A 20,734-nucleotide genomic window follows, 5' to 3' on the forward strand; every position below is an offset into this window, starting at 1 on the left:
ACGGATGAGGGATGAGGGATGACCGGATCGCGGATGCGTGACTGACGTCGCCCGGTGCGGGGCCGTTACGACCGGCGGCGCGGCCTGCCGCCGCCGGTACCGCGCCGGCCGCCGCCCTGGGCGCCGCCCGCGCGGCCGCGGGTCCCTCCACCCGCCGCGGCCTTGCGCGGGGCGCCACCGCCGGACTGCGGAGCCCGCCGTTCGCCCTTCCGCTCCTGCTTGCGGTCGCCCTTGCCGTCGCCGCTCCGCTCGCCCCTGCGCTCCACCGGTGTCTGCTGGGCCCGGCCGCGCGTGCTGTTGACGGTGCGGCCCCGGACGATGCCGATGAAGTCCTCGACCAGGTCGGTGGTCGCGTCCTCGGGCCAGGACAGCGCGACGCTCGACTGCGGGGCGTCCAGGACCGGGCGGTACGTGAGGTCGCGGCGGTGGTGCAGACGGGCCAGCGACTGGGGCACGACCAGGACGCCGATGTTCGCCGCGACCAGTTCGATCGCGTCCGCCGTGGTGGCCGGGCGCTCGAAGGCGGGCTCGCCGGGCAGCCGCTCCCAGCCGAGGACGTCGTCGAGGGGGTGGAGAACCACCTCGTCGGCGAGGTCGTCGAGGGTGACTTCCTCCGCCGCCGTCAGCAGGTGGTCCTTGGGGACCACGACGACGCTCGTCTCGGTGTAGAGGGGGATCGCGCTGAACACCGTACGGTCCACCGGGAGCCGTACGAAACCGGCGTCGGCGGCACGGTCGCGCAGCACGCCGGAGACCTCCGCCGCCGTCACCTGGAGGAGGGTGAGGGGGACGTCGGGCAGGCGCTCCTCCCAGGTCCGCACCCACTTGGCGGGCGTCACTCCGGGGACGTACGCGAGCCGGAACGAGGGGGAATCCGCCGAGTCGGTCATCCCGCCAGGCTACCGGCTGTGGTCGGGGGCGCCGCCCGCGGCCGATAGTCTGGACGACATGAAGTCGCACCAGAGCACCCAGACGATGAAGCCCGCGACCGCGGCGAAGAAGCTGGGTGTGTACCTCCCCGCCACCCCCGCCGAGTTCCAGGAGGGTGTCGTCTCGCGCGCCGAGTTCAACGAACTCCAGGCGAACCCGCCGGAGTGGCTGCGCGCGCTGCGGGAGAGCGGTCCGCACCCCCGCCCGGTCGTGGCGGCGAAGCTGGGCGTGTCGATCGCGGGACTGGCCCGGGGCGGCGTCACCGAGGCGCTGACCACCGAGCAGATCGAGGCCCTCAAGACCGCCGGTCCCGAGTGGCTGGCGAAGGAACGCGCCACCCAGGCGGAGGTCCGCAAGGAGGCGGTCCGCCTCAAGCAGCGCAAGGCCGAGAAGGCGGAGCAGGCCGAGAAGGCGGAGCAGGCCGCGCGCACGGAGCGCTGACCCGGAACCCGGCCGACGGCTCGCGGGCACGGCTCGCGGGCACGGCTCGCGGCCGACGGTTCCCGGCCGCGGGAGAGGTTCATCGTCCCGAACACCAGGGCGAGCAGCAGGACCGGCCCCCACTGGTGCCGGGTGAGCGCCCGCAGGCGAGGGCGGCCGACGGCCGGCAGGGCGAGTGCGGCGACGTACTGGCGTACCGCCACGACGCCCACGGGGCCGAACACGGGGAAGGCGAGGGAGCGGATCGCCGCGCCGGTCTGGTGGGACAGCCCACTGCCGACCATGACGGCCACCCCGGCGAGCCGCTGGCCCGGCGGCGGTCCGTGCGGCCGGCCGACCTCGGTGGACGGACGCTGCTGATCGACCGCCGCACCGGCGCCACCACCCCTGCACTGTGGCCTGCCGACGCGTGGCCGGCCACCGAGGAGACCCACGACGTCGACGACTGGCTCACCGTGATCGCCACCGGCCCCGGCGTCGGCATGACCGCCGAGTCGGCCGCGAACCGGTACCCACGGCCCGGGATCATCCACCCTCCCGTCCGCGACGCCGAACCGGTCGCCGTGCGCCTGGCGTGGCGGCGCGACGATCCCCGTCCGGCGACCCAGGCCGGGATGGAGCTGCTCACGGCGCTGTACCGTGCGCAGTGAGCCCCGGGAGTCGCTCGGGGGCCGTCGGGATGACTACGATCTGGTCAGGTTCACCGACGTGGGTGTTTCGAGGTTGTTGGGGGTCGGGATGGTTGCTGGTCGTGTGGTGCGCTTCGACAGCCAGCGTGGTTACGGGTTCATCGCGCCCGACGACGGCGGCGAGGACGTCTTCCTGCACGTGAACGACATGCTGATGCCCGAGTCGCAGGTGCGGCGGGGCATCGTCGTGGAGTTCGAGATCGAGGACGGAGAGCGCGGGCCGAAGGCGTCCGGGGTCCGGCTGGCGCGGGGCGCGGACGGCAAGCCGCTGGCGGCCGACGACGACGTCCTGTGCGATGTGCTCAGCACGGAGGAGTTCACCCGGGACGTCACCGAGGCCCTGCTGACGGCTGCGCCCTCGCTCACCGCCGAGCAGATCCTCCAGGTCCGCGGCTCGCTGGCCCAGTTCGCGAAGAATCACGGCTGGGTCGAGGGCTGAGCGCCCCGGCCGGGCTGCCGGCCGGACGTTCCGTGTCGCGTCGGCCCCGGTGGAGCCGGGGCGGACACGGTCGGTGTGCCCGCCGTCCCACCCGTGCGACCGGATGCCGGCCGCGGGAGGTGCGGGCGACCCCGGAGTGTGCCGGAGCGTCGGTGTCCCGGGCGGGCGTCGGCGTCGGCATCGGGCCGCCCGCCTGTCGATCGCCTCGGTGATCGAGGCGCATGCCGTCCCGCGCCGTCCGGCGCGTCTGCCGGGCCGGCCGCTGCCCGCCTTCCCCGCCTCACGGTGGTGCCGAGCGACAGCGGCCCCCTGACGGCGCTCCCCACCCCCGGCATCGACCGTCCCCGCGGACCGAGCCACGCCCTCGGTATCTACCGCCCCCGGCGGATCGAGCCACGCCGTCGGGACGCCGCCGGGACGCCGTCGTGGTGGCGGCGTGGCGGCGTGGCGGCGTGGCTGCGTCCTGGCACTGCCGGAACGTCGTCAGGACGCCGCCGTCGGAACGTCGGCGGAACATCGCCGGGACGCCGGGCGGAGCGAGCGGCCCGTGACCGGAACGAGCCCTCCGCGGGCGGCTGTCCGCTCCTCGAGCCGGACGCGCGTACGTCGTCGACCTGGGCTTTCGTCCCGGTGGTGCCGCGCAGCGCCGAGCCACCGCCTCGGCCCGGGACCCGTTGTCAGTGGCCTGTTCTACAGTTCCCATCACTTGATCACTGCGGGTGCGGGAGGCACACATGGGGTGGGTGTCGGCCGGCGGCTACGAAGTCGCCCTCGACGACGGCAAGGTGGTGTGCCGCAACGCGGCCGGGCGGCGGTTGAAGTCCGTACCGCCCAAGATCGCGGACGATCCGGCCGTGGTGGGCCTGCGTCAGCTCGTCGAGTGGCTGGAGCGGCACGAGCGCCGGTGCCTGTCCGACGTCGAGCGGTGGATGGTGCGCTCGCTGCCGGTACCCCTCACGGTCCTCACCCGGGTGTGGCCCGACCCGGCCTGGCGGGCCGCCCTGCGCGACCTCGTCGTCATGGGAGCCGACGGCGAGGTGGCCGGTTTCCTGCGGGACGCCGACCCCGAGCGCGGTCTCGGTCTGGTCGACCTGGACGGCGACACCGTACGGATCGCACCGGACCTCGTCCGGCTTCCGCACCCGGTGCTCCTCGACGACCTGGAGGAGCTGCGGGAGTTCGCCGTCGAACTCGGCGTCGAGCAGCGCGCCCAGCAGCTCTTCCGCGAGGTGTGGCACCGGCCCGCCGCACTCGACGCGGAGGCCGCCTCCGTCGAGGACTACGCGGGCGGGCTCTTCAAGCAGCTGCGCTTCCTGCACGGCCGGGCGGCGCAGCTCGGCTACCGCGTGCGCGGCGGCCACGCCGTGTGCTCCGTCCTGGAGGACGGCCGCGGCGTCGAGGCCCGGGTGTGGGTCGGTGACTACGACGGCTACGAGGAGACGGAGACCGGCCCGCTGGTCTTCACCGACGGCGCGGGGCGGGCGCTGAAGCTCGGTCAGGTCGGGCCGGTGGCCTGGTCGGAGGGCATGCGCATGGCAGCCGCGCTGTACGCGGGCCGCGACATCGAGGACGAGGAGCAGGCGGCATGACGTACGACGAGACCACCACGACCGCCCTGCTCGACGCCGGCGCCGTCCTGCCGCCGGGCACCACCGGCCGGGAGGACGCCGACGTCCTCACCGTCCGCACGTACACGCACCCCGTTCTGGACGACCGGCAGGTCGTGCGGCTCGTCGCGGGCACGCTCGGCGAGGCCGAGGACCTCGCCCTGGACTTCCTGGGGCTGGTCCGCGAGCCGGAGACCCCCGAGGTCGGCCAGGTGCGCCGGGAGACGCTCGGCTTCCCCGCCTGGGCGCTGGTCAACGACCCGGCCAACGGACACCACGCGCTGGCCCTGGTCAAGGACGTCGAGCGGCTCGCCCAGCAGGCCAAGTCCCGCCCCGGCACGGCCAAGGAGGGCTTCGAAGCGCTCGGCACGAGGCTCGGCCGGGCCGTGCCGCACTTCCTGCCCACCTTCTACGAGCAGGCCGCCCGGGTCTTCCTCCAGCACGAGAACACCACCTACGCCGCCGCCTTCTTCGGCAAGGCCCGCGAGGCCGAGCGGGTGCACGCGCTGGCCGTGGACGAGGAGCGCCAGCGGGCCGTGTTCCTGGAGTTCGCCTTCGCCGGGGCACTCACGGTCAAGGCGCTCAAGGAACACGTGAAGGCCCTCGCGGCACGGCTCAGCCCCGCCGACGCCTGGACGCAGTTCCGGCAGCTGACCGTGGAACGCTGCGCGGCCGGCATGCCGCCGTACGCCTCGCTGCCCCAGGACGCGCGCGGGCTGATCAAGGCCGCCGGGCTCGACCGCGTCACCGAGGAGTGCTCCCTGGTCGCCGACCTGCTCGCCTCCCCGGCGGCGGTCCGGGCGCCCGCGTCCTTCTGGAACACCTACCGGGCGGCCCTCGTCGTCCTGGCCGAGCGGCAGCCCACCGTACGGGCCCGGCTGCTGGAGATCATGCCGGCGGGCCTGGGCCGCTCCACCGAGGACGACGAGTTCTGGCTGGCGCTGCTCGCGGAGACCCGCGCCGACCTGCTGCTGACCGGGGACGCCGGGGCGACGGACGGCGGGGAGGACCCGGCGGCCGGTGTCGACCCGGCGGACTGGCTCAGCCGCTGGTCCCTGCACCGCAAGCACGGCTCGTCCGTCTCCGACCGCTCGCCGTCCACGCTCGCGCTCGTCGAGCGGATGGCGCCGCGGCTGCGCGCCCGGGGCCGCGCCGTGGACCTCTTCACGGGCCGCTGGCACGCCGGCGCCGACCTCGACCTGCTGGACCTGTGCGTCGCTCAGGGCATACCTCTGGCACCGCCCGCGGCCGGCCAGGACGTCTTCCTCCCGCTGAACCGCTGGCTGCAGGACACCCGGCCCGGCCGCCGCGATCTGACGGCCATCGCGGCCGACCCACGCCACCGGCGGCTGCTGTACGTGTCCGTCGGCACCCTGAGCGGCCACCGCCCCGAACCGGAGCTGCTGGACGGCCTCGCCGGGCAGCCGGTCCTCGCCGACGTGCTGCGCGAGTGGCTGGACGACGCGGCCGAGGAGCTGACCGCCGCGGCCGGCCTGCCCGCGGCCCGTACGGCGCTCGACCGGCTGCGTCCGTTCCGGACGGTCGCCGCCCGGGTGAGCCCGGCCGCCGTCGCCAAGGTCGCCGCGCACCGGGCGGCGCCGCTGCTCGGCCGCACCCTGCGGGCCGGGATCCCGGACGAGCTGGGCTGGCCCGCCCTGGAGGAGGCGCTGGCACGGCTCGACGCCGAGACCCTTCGCGGCCGCGACGACACCCTGGCCGTGGAGGAGGCCTGGCCCGCGCTGATCCTCTCCCGCCGGCACAAGGCGATCGTCGTCGGCCCGCAGGAGATCCTGCTGGAGCACGACCTGCGGCTGCCCGCGGAGCTGGACCGCTGGCAGCGTCCCGTCTTCCGTTACACGGACGGCGAACTGCTGGTCATGTGGCGGCAGGGCAGCAAGCAGTTCGGCTACTGGTCGGCCCGCCCGTCCGAGGTGTTCCCGCTCGGCGGCGAGCAGCTCCCCCACTGGTACGGCAGCAGCGACGCGGGCGAGCCGTCGATCCCGCTGCCCGGGGGCGGCCGCGCCACCGGCGGCCGCACCCTGCACGCCGGGGACACGGTCGTACCGCCCGACCGTCCCGTCCTCGGGGACGGCACCTCGTACTGGCGCCAGGGCAGGGAGGGCCGCCGCCGCGTGTGGCTGGAGTACGACCCGGCCACCGGCACGCACGGACGTGCCTCGCTGCCCGCGTTCCTGCGGACCGGGATCCGCGAGGACACGACCCTGCTCCAGCAGCACTGCGCGGTGCTGCCGCTCCAGCCCGGTCTGGAACACAGCCCGTTCGGCACGGACGGCACGGTCCTCGGCCGCTGGGTGCGCCGGGAGGGCACCGGCACCGAGGCCCGTACGACCGCCGGCACCCCGGACGGGCGGACCGTGAGCCTGCCGACGGGCCAGGGCCGGGATGCGGGCGTCCCGCTCGGCGCGCTGCGCCTGCCCGGCGCCGAGCCCATGGTGGTCGCCCGGCACCGGCACATCGCCCTGTACACGGCGGACGAGACCGCCGGCGCACTGGAGTGGGGACGGGTGACGCCTCTGGAGCGCGGCGGCGAGTTCGCCGCCGGTACGCGCCTGGTGCCGCCGGTCGACTTCTGGCACGCGCTGCGGCCCCGGGACGAGGAGGCGTCGGCGCTCCTGCGAGCCCTGGGCGACGACCGGGCCGGGGAGCTGCTGCGGGCGGGCGCCCAGGCCCTCGCGGAGCGGGCGGCGCTGGTGGCGGCAGCGGCCGAGGCGTCGGGCGCGGGCGCGGCTCCGGCCGCGACGGGCGCGGCTGCCGGCACGTCGGCCGTGGGAACGCCGGCGGTGCGGGTGACGGCCACGGGGACGGCGGACGCCGAGCCGGCCGTCCCGAGCGCCGACACGATGCTCCAGGAGGCCCTCTCCCGTTGCCTGCCCGCGCTCACCGAACCGCACCTGCTCGCCGGTGTCGCCTCCCTCGTCCGTGCCGTCGTGCGACTGGAGGAGTCGACCGCCGCCTTCGTGGCGCCTCCGGTGGAACGGCCGCAGGCCGACCGGCGGCGTACCGAGGGCATGTTCGGCGACTACCGCCCCGAGAACGGCGACGACCAGACCCTGCGCGAGGCCGCGGGCGGATTCGCGCACCTGCACGGCTGGGCGGGCAGCAACCCGCGCCACGCCGTCCTACGGCAGATCCGCGCCGTGAACCACGTGCTGTCCGGGAAGCCCGCCGACGGCAGGCCGCTGCCCGCGGGGGCCAGGCTCACCCCGGCCGCCGACGGGTGGGACAGCGACGACTTCACCGTGCCGGGCATGGGGCTGATGTGGCCGTCCGTGCTGGACGTGCTGCGCCCGCTCGCCTACCGCGCCGCCTCCCCGACCGTCACGGACGCGCACCGGGAGGCGCTGCTGCTGCTGTTCGAGGCGATCACGGAGGGGCCGCTGGCCGCACCGGGCGGCGCCCTGCGCGAGATCGTGCTGAGCGAGCCGTTGCCCAGACAGGAGCGGTCCGGTCAGGTGCTGCGCCGGGACGGCCGCACCGTGGTCGTCCTCGACTGCCGGAACGTCGACACGCAGGGCGGGCGCGTGCACTGGCTCGCCCTGGACCACGATCCGGCGGGCGTGTTCGGCGCGGTCGCCCACTTCACGCTGGAGAAGGAGACCGCGCACCCGCCGGTGTTCGCCGCCGACGCGCTGGCCGCCGTGACCCGGCTGGTACGGGAGAAGGGGGCCGCGCCCTGGCAGGCGGAGGCGCCCGACGCCCTGGCCGCGGTGACCGGGGGCGGGCTGGGGCTGGTGCAGGCGGCCCTGCTGCTCGCGGGCAAGCCGGCACAGCTCACGGACGAGGTGATCGCCGCGACCGGTCTGAAGCCGCGTCAGAAGAGCCTGGGCGACGCGCTGCTGGGCTCGCTCCCGGCCGGCGACCTGGCGGCGCTGACCGGCGCCCTGCTGCCGGAGACCCCCGGGGACCTGTGGACCCGCGGACCCGACACGGACGCGGCGGGCCGAGTGTGGCAGGAGCGGCTCGGCGGGATCGTCCGGCTGCCCGAGGACCTCGCCGGTGAGCTGTCCCTCGCCGGCCTTCCCACGGTCTCCGCCGAACAGGTCCTCAACCCCGCACGCACTTCCTGGCTCAGCCGCACCACGGTCCAGCGCCCCGACAAGGACGGCGACCTGGTCCCGGACGATCCCGGCGCGCTGCCGGGACGGTACGACCTGACGCGCGGCGTGGCCGCACTGGCGGGGCTCGCCTACTCCCTGCCGTACGGGCACCCGCTGCGCGCCGCCCTGCCGGAGGGCCTGGCCGCGCTGCGCCGCCGGGTCGCCGACCCGGGGCTGCTGCTGGACCTCGACGTCACCTGGGCGGAGAACGGCGGGACGACCGCGGCCCAGCTGCGCGGGGCGTACGGTCTGCCGGCCGCCGGGGGTGCCGGCGCGGACGGTCTGACGCGGCTGGGTGAGGCCCTCGTGCTGCGCCCCTGGTACCAGGACCAGGAGGCCGTCCTGGTGCGCCCGGCCGGGCTCACCGGGGCGGACGACACCGTGTTCGGGCTCGTCGAAGGGCTGACCGGGGCGGGTCGCGGCGACGGTCTGCGGGCGCTGCGGACGCTCCTCGGCGACGATCTCGCCCGCGCCCTCGCCGCCGGTGGCGGCACCGAAGGGCCCGCCGGGTACGCGCAGGACCCCACGGTCTGCGTGCCGGAGCTGGTGTCCGAGGTCGCCGTGACGCACGGCCTCGGCGAGGACGCCGCCGCGCTGTACCTCCAGCTGCTGGCCCTGCCCGACCCCACGGACCGCAACTGCGCCCGCTGGACCGGCTGGAAGCCCGCCCGGGTCAAGAAGGCGCGTACCGAACTCGCGGCCACCGCTCTCGTCGTCCAGGCCAAGCGGCCGCGGGCCGGACGCACCCTGTTCCTGCCGTGCGGCTGGTACGACTTCAAGGCGCCCGCGCTGCCGGTGGAGGTCTGGAAGGAGGGCCTGTACCCCGTCCGCGACCATTCCCTCGCTGTGCCGCTGATGCCGGTGCCGGAGCTGTTCACCCGTGCGTGGGACCGCGTCCGCTCCGGGGACGCCCCGGCCTACGAGGAACTCACCACCCGCGCCACCCGCAAGGGCCGCCGCCGATGACCGCCGTCCCGCCCCACCTGGAAGACACCACGTCGATGACCACCACCCTCACCCCGTCCCCCGCCCGCCAGATCGTGCCGCCCGAGGAGCGGCACGCCGCCGAACTGGCCTTCCTCGCCGCCTACGACGACGGGCCGCGCCCGCCCGCCTGGCACCTCACCCCGCGCGCGGTCGTCACGTTCGTCATGGGCAGCGACGGCCGGGCACTGAAGCTGCCCGAGGGAGCCGAGGTGCCCGAGGGCGTGCCGCGCCGCATGGCGGTCGAGGGCAAGTTCGTCGGCGACCGGGCGCTGGTCGAACGGTGTGTGGTGACCCTCGCGGGCGAGCGCGGTCTGCTGCTGGTCGGCGAGCCGGGCACCGCGAAGTCCATGCTGTCGGAGCTGCTGTCGGCGGCCGTGTGCGGCACCAGTGGCCTGACGGTCCAGGGCACCGCCGGCACCACGGAGGACCAGCTCAAGTACGGCTGGAACTACGCCCTGCTGCTGGCGCAGGGCCCCAGCCCGCAGGCGCTGGTGCCGTCGCCGGTGCTGACCGCCATGCGCCGGGGCGCCGTCGCCCGGGTCGAGGAGGTCACGCGCTGTCTGCCCGAGGTGCAGGACTCCCTGGTGTCGCTGCTGTCGGAGCGGCGCATCGCCGTGCCCGAACTGGCGGGCACGGAGGACGCGTTGGCGCACGCGGCGCCCGGGTTCAACCTGATCGCCACGGCCAACCTGCGGGACAAGGGCGTCTCGGAGATGTCCGCCGCCCTCAAGCGGCGGTTCAACTTCGAGACGGTGGGCCCGATTCCGGACCTCGACGCGGAGACCGCGCTGGTGCGCGGGCAGGCGCGGGCGTCCGTGGAGCGGGCGGGGGCGCCGTTCCAGGTCGACGACGCCGTGCTGGAGGCCCTCGTCACCGCGTTCCGGGACCTGCGGGAGGGCCGGTCGGCGGAGGGCTGGGAGGTGGAGCGGCCGTCCACGGTGATGAGCACCGCGGAGGCGGTGTCCGTCGCGGGCGCGCTGGCGCTCTCGGCGGCGTACTTCCCGGGGGACCGTGACGTGCTCGGCCTGCTGCCGGGGCATCTGCTCGGGGTGGTCCGCAAGGACGACCCCGCCGACGCGGCCCGTCTGCGCGGCTACTGGGACGGCCCGGTGCGCCGCCGCGCCGAGCAGGGTTCCGCCACCTGGCGCACCCTGTGGGACCTGCGCGCGGTCCTGGAGGGCTGACGGCCGTGCCCCTCATCCCCAGCACCGGGTCTCCCGGCACCTCCGCCGACGCACCGGCCGCCGTACCCGGCCCGCCCGGTGACGTGTCGCCTTCCCCCCGGTCCCCTCACGACGGGTCCGCCCTGCCCGGCGGGGCACTGCGTGAGCCCGACGCGGCCCTGGCCGCCCTCACCGGTCCGGCGGCGCCCTACCTGATCGGCGTACGGCACCACGCGCCGTCGCTGGCCGCCGCGATGCCCGCGCTGCTCGACGGGGCACGTCCGGACGTGCTGCTCGTGGAGCTGCCGGACGAGATGCAGGAGTGGCTGCCGTGGCTCGGGCACGAGGAGACACAGGCCCCGGTCGCGCTCGCCGCGGCCCCGGGTGACGGGGGCGGCGGGCCGGCGTTCTATCCGTTCGCGGACTTCTCGCCGGAACTGGCGGCCGTGCGCTGGGCCGCCCGGCACGGTGTGCCGGTGATCGCCTGCGACCTGCCGCTCGCGGACCGGGCGTGGGGTGAGGGCCGCCGCGCCGCGGCGCGGGGCGCCGGCGGTCCCGGGCTCACCGCCGCCCTGCGGGCCGGGCTGACCGGCCGTCCCGGGGACGACCTGTGGGACCGGCTCGTCGAGGCCACCGCCCCCGGCTCCCCGCCCGAGGCACTGCGCCGGGCGGCCCTGCTGACCGGGTGGGCGCTGCGCGAGGACGCGGCCGTCTCGGACGGAGTGCCCGCACTGGATCTGCGGCGGGAGCGGTGGATGCGGGCCCGGCTGGCCGAGGCCACCGCGCGCGGGGAGCGGGCCGCCATGGTGGTCGGCGCGTTCCATGCCCCGGCGCTGGTGGGAGAGTTCCCGGAAGAGGAGGACGCAGCCGCCCCTGACGGGCAGCGGACCGTCTGGACGACCTCGCTGATCCCGTACGCCTACGCCCTCCTCGACGAGCGCTCCGGCTACCCGGCCGGCATCCGGGATCCGGAGTGGCAGGACAGGGTGCTGCGCGCGGCGGGCGATCCGACGGCGCTGGAGGAGGCGCTGACCCGGGCCGCCGTGCAGATCTGCGCGGAACTGCGGAGCCTCGGTCATCCGTCGGGGCCCGCCGACGCTCGCGAGATCACCCGGCTCGCCTCCGACCTCGCCCGGTTGCGCGGGCTGCCCGCGGCGGGCCGGGGCGAACTGGTCGAGGCCGTGCAGACGGTGCTGGCCCAGGGCGAGCCGTACGGGCGGGGGCGGGCCGTGGCGCGGGCGATGGAGCGGGTGCTCGTCGGCACGCGCACCGGGCGCCCCGCCCCTCGGGCGCCGCGCAGCGGTCTCGCCCCGGCGGTGGAGGCCGAGGTGGCGGAGCTGGGCCTGCCCGGCCCCGCGACGGGCGGTCCCGGCACGGCCCGTGACCTGCGCCTGGACCCGCTGCGGTCCGACCTCGACCGGCGCCGTGAGCTGCTGCTGCGCCGGCTGACGGTGTGCGGGGTGCCGTACGCGCAGGCCAGAGAGGTCACCGGCGCGGGCGGCGCCGAGGCCCTCACCTCCCGCTGGGAGGTGCGCTGGACGCCCGCGACGGCGGCCATGCTGACCGCGGCCGCCGTGCGGGGTGTGACCCCGGCGCAGGCCGCCGAGGGCGTGCTGCGGGACCGGCGGCGCGCGGAGCGGGACGAGGGAGGCCCGACGGCCGCGCAGTGTCTGGAAGGGCTCGCGCGGGCGGCGGAGTGCGGTCTGCCCGCGCTCACCGACGAGCGTCTCGACGACGTCGCCGAGTCCCTGCCCCCGGCGGGCACGCTCCCCGAACTCCTCGCCGGTCTGAGCCTGGTGGACCGGCTGCGCGCCGGTCACGTCCCCGGCCTCGGCGCCGACGCGGACCGCACGGCCCGGGCGGCCGCCACCGCCGAGCTGCTCACCTCCGCGGCGGTACGGCAGGTGGACGGCCTGACCGGGTCCGAGGACCCCGCCGACGCGCACGCCCTGCTCGAACTGGCGCACCGCGCAGACCTGTTGGGCGGCATCCGGCTCACCGACGCCCTCGCCCGGCTCGCCGCGGACGGCTCGCCCCTGATGCGCGGGGCAGCCGGGGCCGTCCGTGTCCTGCTCGGGCAGGAGGACGCCCGCGTCCTCGGCGACCGGGTGGCCTCCTGGGTGGACGGCGCCGTCGACCCCGACTCCCGCGCCGCGCTCACCGCCCGGCTCGGCGGGCTGCTCACCGCCGCGGGCCCGCTGCTGGAGGCGGCGGCGCCCGCGCTGGAGCCGCTGCTCGACCGGGTCGCGGAACTGCCCGACCGGGAGTTCCTCGACCGGCTTCCGGCACTGCGGGGCGGTTTCGACACCCTGAGTCCCGCGGCGCGCGACCGCCTCCTGGCGGCCGTCGAGGAGCGTCTCGACACCGCGCGCGTCGCCGACACCGACGGGATCGACCCGGCCGCGCTCGCGGTGTGGACGGGTGCGGACCTCGCCGCCCGCGGCACCCTGCGCTCGCTCGGCCTGCTGCCCGCACCGGGGGGTGTCGAGGCCGGCACCATCGCGGAAGGCGCCGCCGTGCCGTCGGCCGGCGAGGACCGCCGCCTGGCGCCCGCCGACCGGTGGCGGCTCGTCCTGGGCCGCCGTGCCGACCGCCTGCCGGCGTCTCTGGCGCCGCTGGCGACCGCGCTGGACGAGCTGTACGGCAGCGGGCGCGGGGAGGGCAGCAGAGGTGATCTCACCGGGGCGGGGCCCGGCGGCGGCCGGGAGGTGCCGTACCCGGGGGTGCGGGAGTGGTCGCAGGAGCTGGCCGCGCTGTTCGGGCCCGGTATCAGGGAGGAGGTGCTGGCGGCGGCCGCCGCCGCGGGCCGCAAGGACGTCCTCACCGAGCTGGACGCGGACAGCGTGCGGCCCTCGGTGGATCTGCTGCGGACCGTGCTCCGCCACGCCGGCGGGCTGCCCGAGGCCCGGCTGGCCGTGCTGCGCCCGCTCGTCCGGCGACTGGTCGACGCCCTGACCCGGCAACTGGCCACCCGGCTGCGTCCCGCCCTGCACGGCACGGCCCTCCCCCGCCCCAGCAGGCGGCCCGGTGGCGGCCTCGACCTGGCCCGCACCCTGCGGGCCAACCTGGCGACCGCGCGCCGCGGCCCGGACGGCACCGTCCAGGTCGTCCCCGAACACCCGGTCTTCCGTACCCGGGCACGGCGGGCCGCCGACTGGCGGCTGATCCTGGTGACGGACGTGTCCGGCTCCATGGAGGCGTCCACGGTGTGGGCCGCGCTGACCGCCTCGGTGCTGGCGGGGGTGCCGACCCTGTCGACGCACTTCCTGGCCTTCTCGACAGAGGTCATCGACCTCACCGGGCATGTGGAGGACCCGCTGTCGCTGCTGCTGGAGGTCAGCGTCGGCGGCGGCACCCACATCGCGGCGGGGCTGCGGCACGCGCGCGAGCTGGTCACCGTGCCCTCGCGGACCCTCGTCGTGGTCGTCAGCGACTTCGAGGAGGGCTACCCGCTGGGCGGCCTCCTCGCGGAGGTCCGCGCACTCGTCGGGGCGGGCTGCCACGTCCTGGGCTGCGCGAGCCTCGACGACACGGGCCGGCCTCGTTACTCCACGGGCGTCGCGGGCCGGCTCGTCGCCGCGGGCATGCCCGTCGCCGCCCTCAGTCCGCTCGAACTGGCCCGCTGGGTAGGGGAGAAGATCGCATGAGCCAGGACCTGTCGAGGGAGTCGAGGAAGTCGGGGGAGTCGAGGGAGTCGAGGGACCGGACGGTTCCGGCGCCGCCTTCGCACCGGATGGATCGGGACCCATCGGCTCCGGACCAGTCGGCTCCGGGCCCATCCCCGGACCAGTCGGCTCCGGACCAGTCGATTCCGGGCCCATCCCCGGACCAGTCGGCTCCGGACCAGTCAATTCCGGGCCCATCCCCGGACCAGTCGGCTCCGGACCAGTCGATTCCGGGCCCGTCCCCGGACCAGTCGGCTCCGGGCCCGCCGACCGACCCGTCGCTTCAGGACGCGCCGACGGACGCGCCCCTTCCGGAGCCGCCTGCGGAGGGGCCGGGCTCCGGGCTGCCACCGGTCGATCCGTCCGTCACCGCCGAACTCGTCGGGGCGCTCTCCCCCCGGCTCCGCAAGCGGCTGGACGCGGGCGTGGCCAAGCTCGCGGCGCGGCCGGTCGTCCGTGCGGGCGACACCGTACGGATCGCCGTCGACGACGACACCGACCTCGTGCTGCACGCACCCGGCGGGACGGTGACCGCCGCGGACGCGATCCGGTGCGGGTGCCTGCTGGCCCCGGACTGTCTGCACCGCGCGGCGGCGGCCTCGGCCGCTCCGGTGGCCGAGGCCACGGCAGGCGCCCCCGTCGACACGCCCGTCGCCGCCGGTGCCGGCACTTCTGCCGGAGCTCCGGCCGCGATCGCCGCGGAGGCCGAGGACCGACGGAAGGAGGAAGCAGGGGCCGCGAGCGCCCCGGACGCCCGAGGGGAGGAGCGGGCGGAAGCCGAGACCGCCACCGACGGCGAGCGCACCGCCGCACGGGCCGTGCACGACGCGACGGCCGCCGTCCTCGAAGCGGGCACCGACGGGACCGGCGCCGTGCTCCAGGCGGAGCTGCTGCGCGCCGCGCACACCGCTCGTCTGGCCGGCCTGCCCCGGGCCTCCGCCGCGGCGGTCTCCGTGGTCACCGGGGTACGCGCGGCGCGCTCCGCCGACCCCGCGTACCGTCTCGCGGACCTGTCGGCCGCCGTGCGCGAGGTCCTGGACCTCACCCACCGGCTGCCGCGGGCCGGCGGCCCCGACCTGGCCGGCCTGCGGGGCACGGTGCGGCAGCCGTACCGTCCGGACGGTTCCCTGCGTCTGTACGGCCTCTTCTCCGAGCCCGTCCTGACGGCGACCGGGTACGCGGGTGCCGTCAGCTGGACCGCCGACGCCCAAGGAGGCCTCTACACGGTCTCCGACGTGGCCCCGGGCGGCCCGGCGCGCGCGACCGGCGCCGCCGACCGGGCCGTGCGCATCGGCGACACCGCCCTGACCCACCGCGAACTGTCACGCGCGGGCCTCGCGGTGTCCGGCGCGACCGTCTCGCCGACGGGCCGGCTCGGCGCGGGGGCCGGGGTGCGGGCGGTGCGCGCGGCCGGCGCGTCGTGGTACGGCGAGCCCCTGGATCGCCTGTGGTCCGTCCCCGTCCCCGAGCAGGTGTCCCGGGCCCTGAGGGACGGCCACGACCTGCTGTTCCTCGATGTGACGCTCCGGGGCACGGTCCGGGAGACGGCGGGCGACTGCCTGCTGGCCGACTGCGACGGACTGGCCCTCCGCCTGGTCACGGCTCATGACGATCCCGCTCTCCCCTGCCGCGACAACCTGCGTCTCCTGGCCGCCGCCGGGGGCAGCCGGCTGCGGATCGTCGCCCGCCTCGCCCCGGGGCCGCTCCCCCGCGCCCTGCTGCTCGCCGCCGAACACCCCGGCGACCCCACCGCCCGGGTGGATCTGGGACTGGACCGTCTCCAGCACGCGGACCTGCCCCCGGCGACGGCCTCTCCGTCGGACGCGTCGGCACCCGCGGTGGACGAGGCTCCCTTGCACCTTCTGCGCCGTCGCGTCCACCAGGCGGTGTCCGGGGGCCGCCGGGTGCTGGCGTTCCCCGGCAGCAGCGGGGCGGGCGACAGCGCGCGCCTGCGCCGCTGCGGCCTGGCCACGGCGGGTGATCTCCTGGACGCGCTGCACACGGCCGCCGCGGACCGTTCCCGTGACGTCTTCGGGCGTCTGCTCCCGGCGGACACGGACCGGTTCTCCCGCGCCTGGCTGGCCGCCGCGCTCTACACGGAGGAGGTGGAACGTGCGCTCTGCGCGGCGGCATGGGGCGGATCCGTCCACGACGCATGAGGCCGGCGGCCGCCGACGCGAGCCGGATCCCCGTGGACGGGGTCCGATGCCGACGCCACATCGGCCCGCCCGCCCCTCTAGGTCAGGATCTGTCCTCTATCGCTCCTAACGTGTTCCTCGTCCACGGAAGACGACCGACGGAGACGCAGAACATGAACACGCCCGAGCACCTCGCCGAGCCGACCACGCCTGCCACCGCAACCGAGTCCGCAACCGAGTCCGCCACCACAACCGAGTCCGCCGCCGCGCCCGCGGCCGCCCCCACCGGCGGCCTGCCGGCCGTCACCGGCGAGCGGGCGGACCTGCTGGAGTCACTGGCCGCCCACCGCCGCTTCCTGCGTCTGACCACGCGGGACCTGACCGACGAGCAGGCGGGGCGGCGCACCACGGTGAGCGAGCTGTGCCTCGGCGGTCTGATCAAGCACGTCACCTCGGTCGAGCGGGGCTGGGCGGACTTCATCCTGGACGGTCCGTCGGCGCTGGGCGACTTCAGCAGCATGACCGAGGCGGACTGGGAGCGGCGCGCGAACGAGTTCCGTCTGCTGCCCGGCGAGACGCTCGCCGGGGTCCTGGCGGAGTACGCCCGGGTGGCCGGCCGTACGGACGAGTTGGTCGCCACCCTGCCGGACCTGGACGCGGCGCACCCGCTGCCGTCGGCCCCCTGGTTCGAGCCCGGCGCGCGGTGGTCGGCCCGCCGGGTGCTGCTGCACATCGTCGGGGAGACCGCCCAGCACGCCGGTCACGCCGACATCATCCGGGAGTCCCTGGACGGGGCGAAGAGCATGGGGTGAGCGCCGGCGCCTCCCCGCGGGCCGTGCCGTACAGCCGTATGGCACCGCCCTTTCCTCCTACGGCGGTCCCGCGGGAGCGAGCTTAGGCTGGAAGCCTCGCCAGGCGTTCGCGGCCGCCGCGGGCGTCGTGCTCGCCGGCCGGCCAGGGAGGCTGCGATGACGGATGCGTCGAGCGACCGGTACCCGCGCGGGGACGCCCGTTGCGCGGAGGTCGCCGAGCACGGGCTGATCGGCGACCTGCGCACCGTGGCCCTGGTGGGAGCGGACGGCACGATCGACTGGTACTGCTGCCCTTGTTTCGACTCCCCGAGCGTGTTCGCCTCGATCCTGGACACCGAGCGCGGCGGGGCCTTCGCACTCGGGGCCGCGGTTCCCGCGCGGACGAAGCAGTTCTACTTCCCCGACACCAATGTCCTGATCACCCGGTTCTTCACCGAGGACGGGGTCGGCGAGGTCCAGGACTTCATGCCGGTGACCGGCCGGGACGACGTCGAGGCGGAGCGGCACCGGCTGATCCGGCGGGTGGTGTGCGTGCGCGGCTCCCTGCCGTTCCGGGTCCGCGTGGCACCGCGGTTCGCCTACGGTGCCCGTGCGCACACCCTCCGGATGACCGGTGACGTGGCGGTCTTCGCCTCGGACGGCCTGTCGTTGGCGCTGACCGCCACGGTGGCCATGGAGACCGACGGGCGGGACGCTCACGCGGAGTTCAAGCTCGTCGAGGGCGAGTCGGCGGTGTTCGCCCTCGACCAGGTCGGCGGCGAGGTGCCCCCGCGCGGATGCGCGCGGGCCGAGGCGGAGGAGCAGTTCAACGCCACGGTGGCGTACTGGCGGCACTGGCTGTCCGCCTCCAGGTACCGGGGCCGCTGGCGGGAGATGGTGCACCGTTCGGCCCTCACCCTGAAACTGCTCACCTACGCGCCCACGGGGGCGATCGTCGCCGCGCCGACCACGAGCCTGCCGGAGCAGTTGGGCGGCGACCGCAACTGGGACTACCGCTACGTCTGGGTGCGCGACGCCGCCTTCTGCGTGTACGCGCTGCTGCGGCTCGGCTTCACCGGCGAGGCCGAGGCGTTCATGGAGTTCGTGACCCGGCACATCAGCCCGGGTGACGGAAAGCCCTCCGGACCGCTGCAGATCATGTACGGCATCGACGGGCGCACGGACCTTCCGGAGTCCGAGCTCACCCATCTCGGCGGCCATCACGGCTCGGCGCCGGTGCGGATCGGCAACGCCGCCGCGGACCAGCTACAACTCGACATCTACGGGGCGCTGATCGACTCGATCTACCTCTACGACAAGTGGGCGCGGCCCGTCTCCAGCGACCAGTGGGACGACGTGTGCGCCCTCGTCGAGTGGGTCTGCGACCACTGGGACCAGCCCGACGAGGGCATCTGGGAGACCCGCGGCGGCCGTAAGAACTTCCTGTACTCGCGGCTGATGTGCTGGGTGGCGATCGAGCGGGCCATCCGGATGGCGCACCGGCGCGGCCTGCCCGCGGACCTGCCCCGCTGGCGGGAGTGCCGCGACAGGATCTACCGGCGCATCCACTCCCGGGGCTGGTCGCCGAGCCGCCGGGCCTTCGTGCAGCACGAGGACGGGGAGGTGCTGGACGCGGCCGTGCTGATGATGCCGCTGACGAAGTTCATCGCGCCGACCGACCCGAAGTGGCTGTCCACGCTGGACGCGCTCACCCACGACCTGGTGTCGGACTCCCTCGTCTACCGTTACGACCCGCTGGCCAGCCCCGACGGACTGCACGGCGCCGAGGGCACCTTCTCCATCTGCTCCTTCTGGTACGTCGAGGCACTCGTGCACGCGGGCCGGCTCGACGAGGCACAGCTCGCCTTCGAGAAGATGCTGACGTACGCCAACCATCTGGGCCTGTACGCCGAGGAGATCAGCCACACCGGGGAGCAGCAGGGCAACTTCCCCCAGGCGTTCACTCATCTTGCGCTGATCAGCGCGGCGTTCAACCTGGACCGGGCGCTGGGCTGACGGGGGACGGGTGACGAGTCGCCCGGCGCCCCCCGGGGACGCGGGGCGTCCGGGACGACGCCGGGCGACGCCGGTCAGCTCAGGAAGCTCAGTCGCACCTTGCGCTCGGGGTTGTCCTTGTTGGTGTCCACCAGGCACACCGACTGCCATGTGCCGAGTTCCAGCCGCCCGCCCACGACCGGCAGGGTCGCGTGGGGCGGGACGAAGGCCGGCAGGACGTGGTCGCGGCCGTGGCCGGGGCTGCCGTGGCGGTGCTGCCAGCGGTCGTCGGCGGGGAGCAGGCTGTGCAGCGCGGCCAGCAGGTCGTCGTCGCTGCCGGCGCCGGTCTCGATGACCGCGATGCCGGCCGTGGCGTGCGGGACGAAGACGTTCAGCAGGCCGTCGCGGCCGGCGGCGGCGTCCTGGAGGAAGGCCTCGCAGTCACGGGTGAGGTCGACGACCCGCTCCCGGGATCCGGAGGCGATGTGCAGTACTCGGGTGGTGAACGCGTCTGACATGCTCCCATCCTGACCCACGCACCGGTCCCCACACCCCGGCGACCGTCCCCGCTGTCCTGTTGTCCCCGCTGTCTCCCCTGTCTGCGCTGTCCCGCCGGAAGATCCCGCGCCCCGGCGCTGTTGGTAGAAGCGTGAACGACATCCGTGAGGTCGAGGTGGTGGTGATAGGCGCCGGCCAGGCGGGACTGGCCGGCGCCTATCACCTGCGACGTACCGGATTCGCGCCGGAGCGCGACTTCGTGGTGCTGGACCACTCGCCCGGCCCGGGCGGCGCCTGGCAGTTCAGGTGGCCCTCGCTGACGTACGGCAAGGTGCACGGGATGCACGCGCTGCCCGGTATGGAGCTGACGGGCGCGGACCCTCAGCGGCCGTCGTCCGAGGTGATCGCGGCGTACTTCGACCGCTACGAGCACGCCTTCGACCTGCGCGTACGGCGCCCCGTGGACGTACAGGCCGTACGCGAGGGGGACGACGGGCGGCTGCTCGTGGAGACCTCCGACGGTCCATGGGCCACGAGGGCCCTGATCAACGCGACCGGCACCTGGGACCGGCCGTTCTGGCCGCGCTACCCCGGCCAGGAGAGGTTCCGCGGACGTCAGCTGCACACCGTGCGGTATCCGGGCCCGGAGGCGTTCGCCGGGCAGCGGGTGGTCGTGGTGGGCGGCGGGGCGTCCGGTACGCAGCATCTGCTGGAGATCGCCCCGTTCGCGGCCGCCACCACCTGGGTGACACGGCGCCCGCCCGTCTTCCGCGAGGGTCCCTTCGACGAGAACGCCGGCCGTGCCGCGGTCGCGCTCGTGGAGGAACGCGTGCGCCAGGGGCTGCCGCCGCGGAGCGTCGTCTCCGTGACCGGGCTGCCGCTGAACGACGCGATCCGGCGGGGGCTGGCGGACGGGGTGCTCGACCGGCTGCCCGCGTTCGACCGGATCACCCCCGACGGCGTGGAGTGGCGCGACGGGCGGCGGGTGGCCGCGGACGTCATCCTGTGGGCGACCGGCTTCCGACCCGCCATCGATCACCTGGCGCCGTTGCGGCTGCGCGAGCCGGGCGGCGGAATCCGGGCCGAGGGCACGCGCGCGGTCGCCGACCCTCGTGTCCACCTCGTCGGCTACGGCCCGTCGGCGAGCACGATCGGCGCCAACCGGGCCGGTCGTGCCGCCGTACGCGACATCGGACGACTGCTCGCCGGACGCTCGCAGGAGCCGGCCGCCGCCTGAGGTCCGTCGCGCTCCCCGATGCCCGCTCCCGGGACC

12 protein-coding genes and 1 pseudogene are annotated in these 20,734 nt (G+C 75.7%); 11 read left to right on the forward strand and 2 right to left on the reverse strand.

The window, feature by feature from the left end:
* Window positions 1–65: 65 nt before the first annotated feature.
* The gene (locus ACIP67_RS37485) at window positions 66–890 is read right to left on the reverse strand and encodes a LysR family substrate-binding domain-containing protein (protein ID WP_401697969.1); all 825 of its coding nucleotides are present in this window, start codon (window positions 888–890) and stop codon (window positions 66–68) included.
* A gap of 58 nt (window positions 891–948) precedes the next feature.
* Here ACIP67_RS37485 and ACIP67_RS37490 point away from each other — a divergent pair, with 58 nt between their 5' ends.
* From ACIP67_RS37490 to ACIP67_RS37535, 10 genes and pseudogenes are all read left to right on the forward strand, one after another.
* Entirely contained in the window at window positions 949–1,371 is a 423-nt protein-coding gene (locus ACIP67_RS37490) for a DUF5997 family protein (RefSeq protein WP_401697971.1), read from the forward strand.
* A gap of 299 nt (window positions 1,372–1,670) precedes the next feature.
* A pseudogene (locus ACIP67_RS37495) lies at window positions 1,671–2,021 on the forward strand (LysR substrate-binding domain-containing protein); the annotation flags it as partial.
* A gap of 88 nt (window positions 2,022–2,109) precedes the next feature.
* Entirely contained in the window at window positions 2,110–2,499 is a 390-nt protein-coding gene (locus ACIP67_RS37500; protein ID WP_401697972.1) for a cold-shock protein, read from the forward strand.
* A gap of 734 nt (window positions 2,500–3,233) precedes the next feature.
* Entirely contained in the window at window positions 3,234–4,088 is an 855-nt protein-coding gene (locus ACIP67_RS37505) for a DUF4132 domain-containing protein (RefSeq protein WP_401697974.1), read from the forward strand.
* The gene (locus tag ACIP67_RS37510) at window positions 4,085–9,190 is read left to right on the forward strand and encodes a hypothetical protein (protein WP_401697975.1); all 5,106 of its coding nucleotides are present in this window, start codon (window positions 4,085–4,087) and stop codon (window positions 9,188–9,190) included. Before ACIP67_RS37505 ends, ACIP67_RS37510 begins: the two co-directional genes overlap by 4 nt.
* A 35-nt stretch (window positions 9,191–9,225) precedes the next feature.
* Window positions 9,226–10,395 carry an AAA family ATPase gene (locus tag ACIP67_RS37515; protein ID WP_401698036.1) on the forward strand — a complete coding sequence of 390 codons (1,170 nt, stop codon included), beginning with the start codon at window positions 9,226–9,228 and terminating at the stop codon, window positions 10,393–10,395.
* A gap of 122 nt (window positions 10,396–10,517) precedes the next feature.
* A complete protein-coding gene (locus ACIP67_RS37520) occupies window positions 10,518–14,021 on the forward strand; it encodes a DUF5682 family protein (protein ID WP_401698038.1) in 3,504 nt (1,167 codons plus the stop codon).
* A gap of 362 nt (window positions 14,022–14,383) precedes the next feature.
* Window positions 14,384–16,198, forward strand: a complete 1,815-nt coding sequence (locus ACIP67_RS37525) for a hypothetical protein (protein WP_401698040.1) — start codon at window positions 14,384–14,386, stop codon at window positions 16,196–16,198.
* Between the two features lie 152 nt (window positions 16,199–16,350).
* Window positions 16,351–16,989, forward strand: coding sequence for a DinB family protein (locus ACIP67_RS37530; RefSeq protein WP_401697976.1), 639 nt, complete (start codon window positions 16,351–16,353; stop codon window positions 16,987–16,989).
* Between the two features lie 156 nt (window positions 16,990–17,145).
* Window positions 17,146–18,984: a glycoside hydrolase family 15 protein gene (locus tag ACIP67_RS37535; RefSeq protein ID WP_401697978.1), complete on the forward strand. Its 1,839-nt coding sequence runs from the start codon at window positions 17,146–17,148 to the stop codon at window positions 18,982–18,984.
* Window positions 18,985–19,058: 74 nt separating this feature from the next.
* Here ACIP67_RS37535 and ACIP67_RS37540 read toward each other — a convergent pair whose 3' ends face one another.
* A complete protein-coding gene (locus tag ACIP67_RS37540; RefSeq protein WP_401697979.1) occupies window positions 19,059–19,481 on the reverse strand; it encodes a secondary thiamine-phosphate synthase enzyme YjbQ in 423 nt (140 codons plus the stop codon).
* A 131-nt stretch (window positions 19,482–19,612) separates the two neighbouring features.
* On the opposite strand from ACIP67_RS37540, the gene ACIP67_RS37545 reads away from it, so the two are divergent.
* Entirely contained in the window at window positions 19,613–20,698 is a 1,086-nt protein-coding gene (locus ACIP67_RS37545; protein WP_401697981.1) for an NAD(P)-binding domain-containing protein, read from the forward strand.
* The last annotated feature ends 36 nt before the right edge of the window (window positions 20,699–20,734 follow it).

Origin of the sequence: Streptomyces sp. NPDC088812, assembly GCF_044750285.1 — a bacterium.
Classification (GTDB): Bacteria; Actinomycetota; Actinomycetes; order Streptomycetales; family Streptomycetaceae; genus Streptomyces.

Excerpts from the sequence above, each read along its gene's own strand:
- ACIP67_RS37485 (WP_401697969.1), bottom strand. The coding sequence starts at position 890 with ATGACCGACTCGGCGGATTCCCCCTCGTTCCGGCTCGCGTACGTCCCC.
- ACIP67_RS37490 (WP_401697971.1), top strand. The coding sequence starts at position 949 with ATGAAGTCGCACCAGAGCACCCAGACGATGAAGCCCGCGACCGCGGCG.
- ACIP67_RS37500 (WP_401697972.1), top strand. The coding sequence starts at position 2,110 with ATGGTTGCTGGTCGTGTGGTGCGCTTCGACAGCCAGCGTGGTTACGGG.
- ACIP67_RS37505 (WP_401697974.1), top strand. The coding sequence starts at position 3,234 with ATGGGGTGGGTGTCGGCCGGCGGCTACGAAGTCGCCCTCGACGACGGC.
- ACIP67_RS37510 (WP_401697975.1), top strand. The coding sequence starts at position 4,085 with ATGACGTACGACGAGACCACCACGACCGCCCTGCTCGACGCCGGCGCC.
- ACIP67_RS37515 (WP_401698036.1), top strand. The coding sequence starts at position 9,226 with ATGACCACCACCCTCACCCCGTCCCCCGCCCGCCAGATCGTGCCGCCC.
- ACIP67_RS37530 (WP_401697976.1), top strand. The coding sequence starts at position 16,351 with ATGAACACGCCCGAGCACCTCGCCGAGCCGACCACGCCTGCCACCGCA.
- ACIP67_RS37535 (WP_401697978.1), top strand. The coding sequence starts at position 17,146 with ATGACGGATGCGTCGAGCGACCGGTACCCGCGCGGGGACGCCCGTTGC.
- ACIP67_RS37540 (WP_401697979.1), bottom strand. The coding sequence starts at position 19,481 with ATGTCAGACGCGTTCACCACCCGAGTACTGCACATCGCCTCCGGATCC.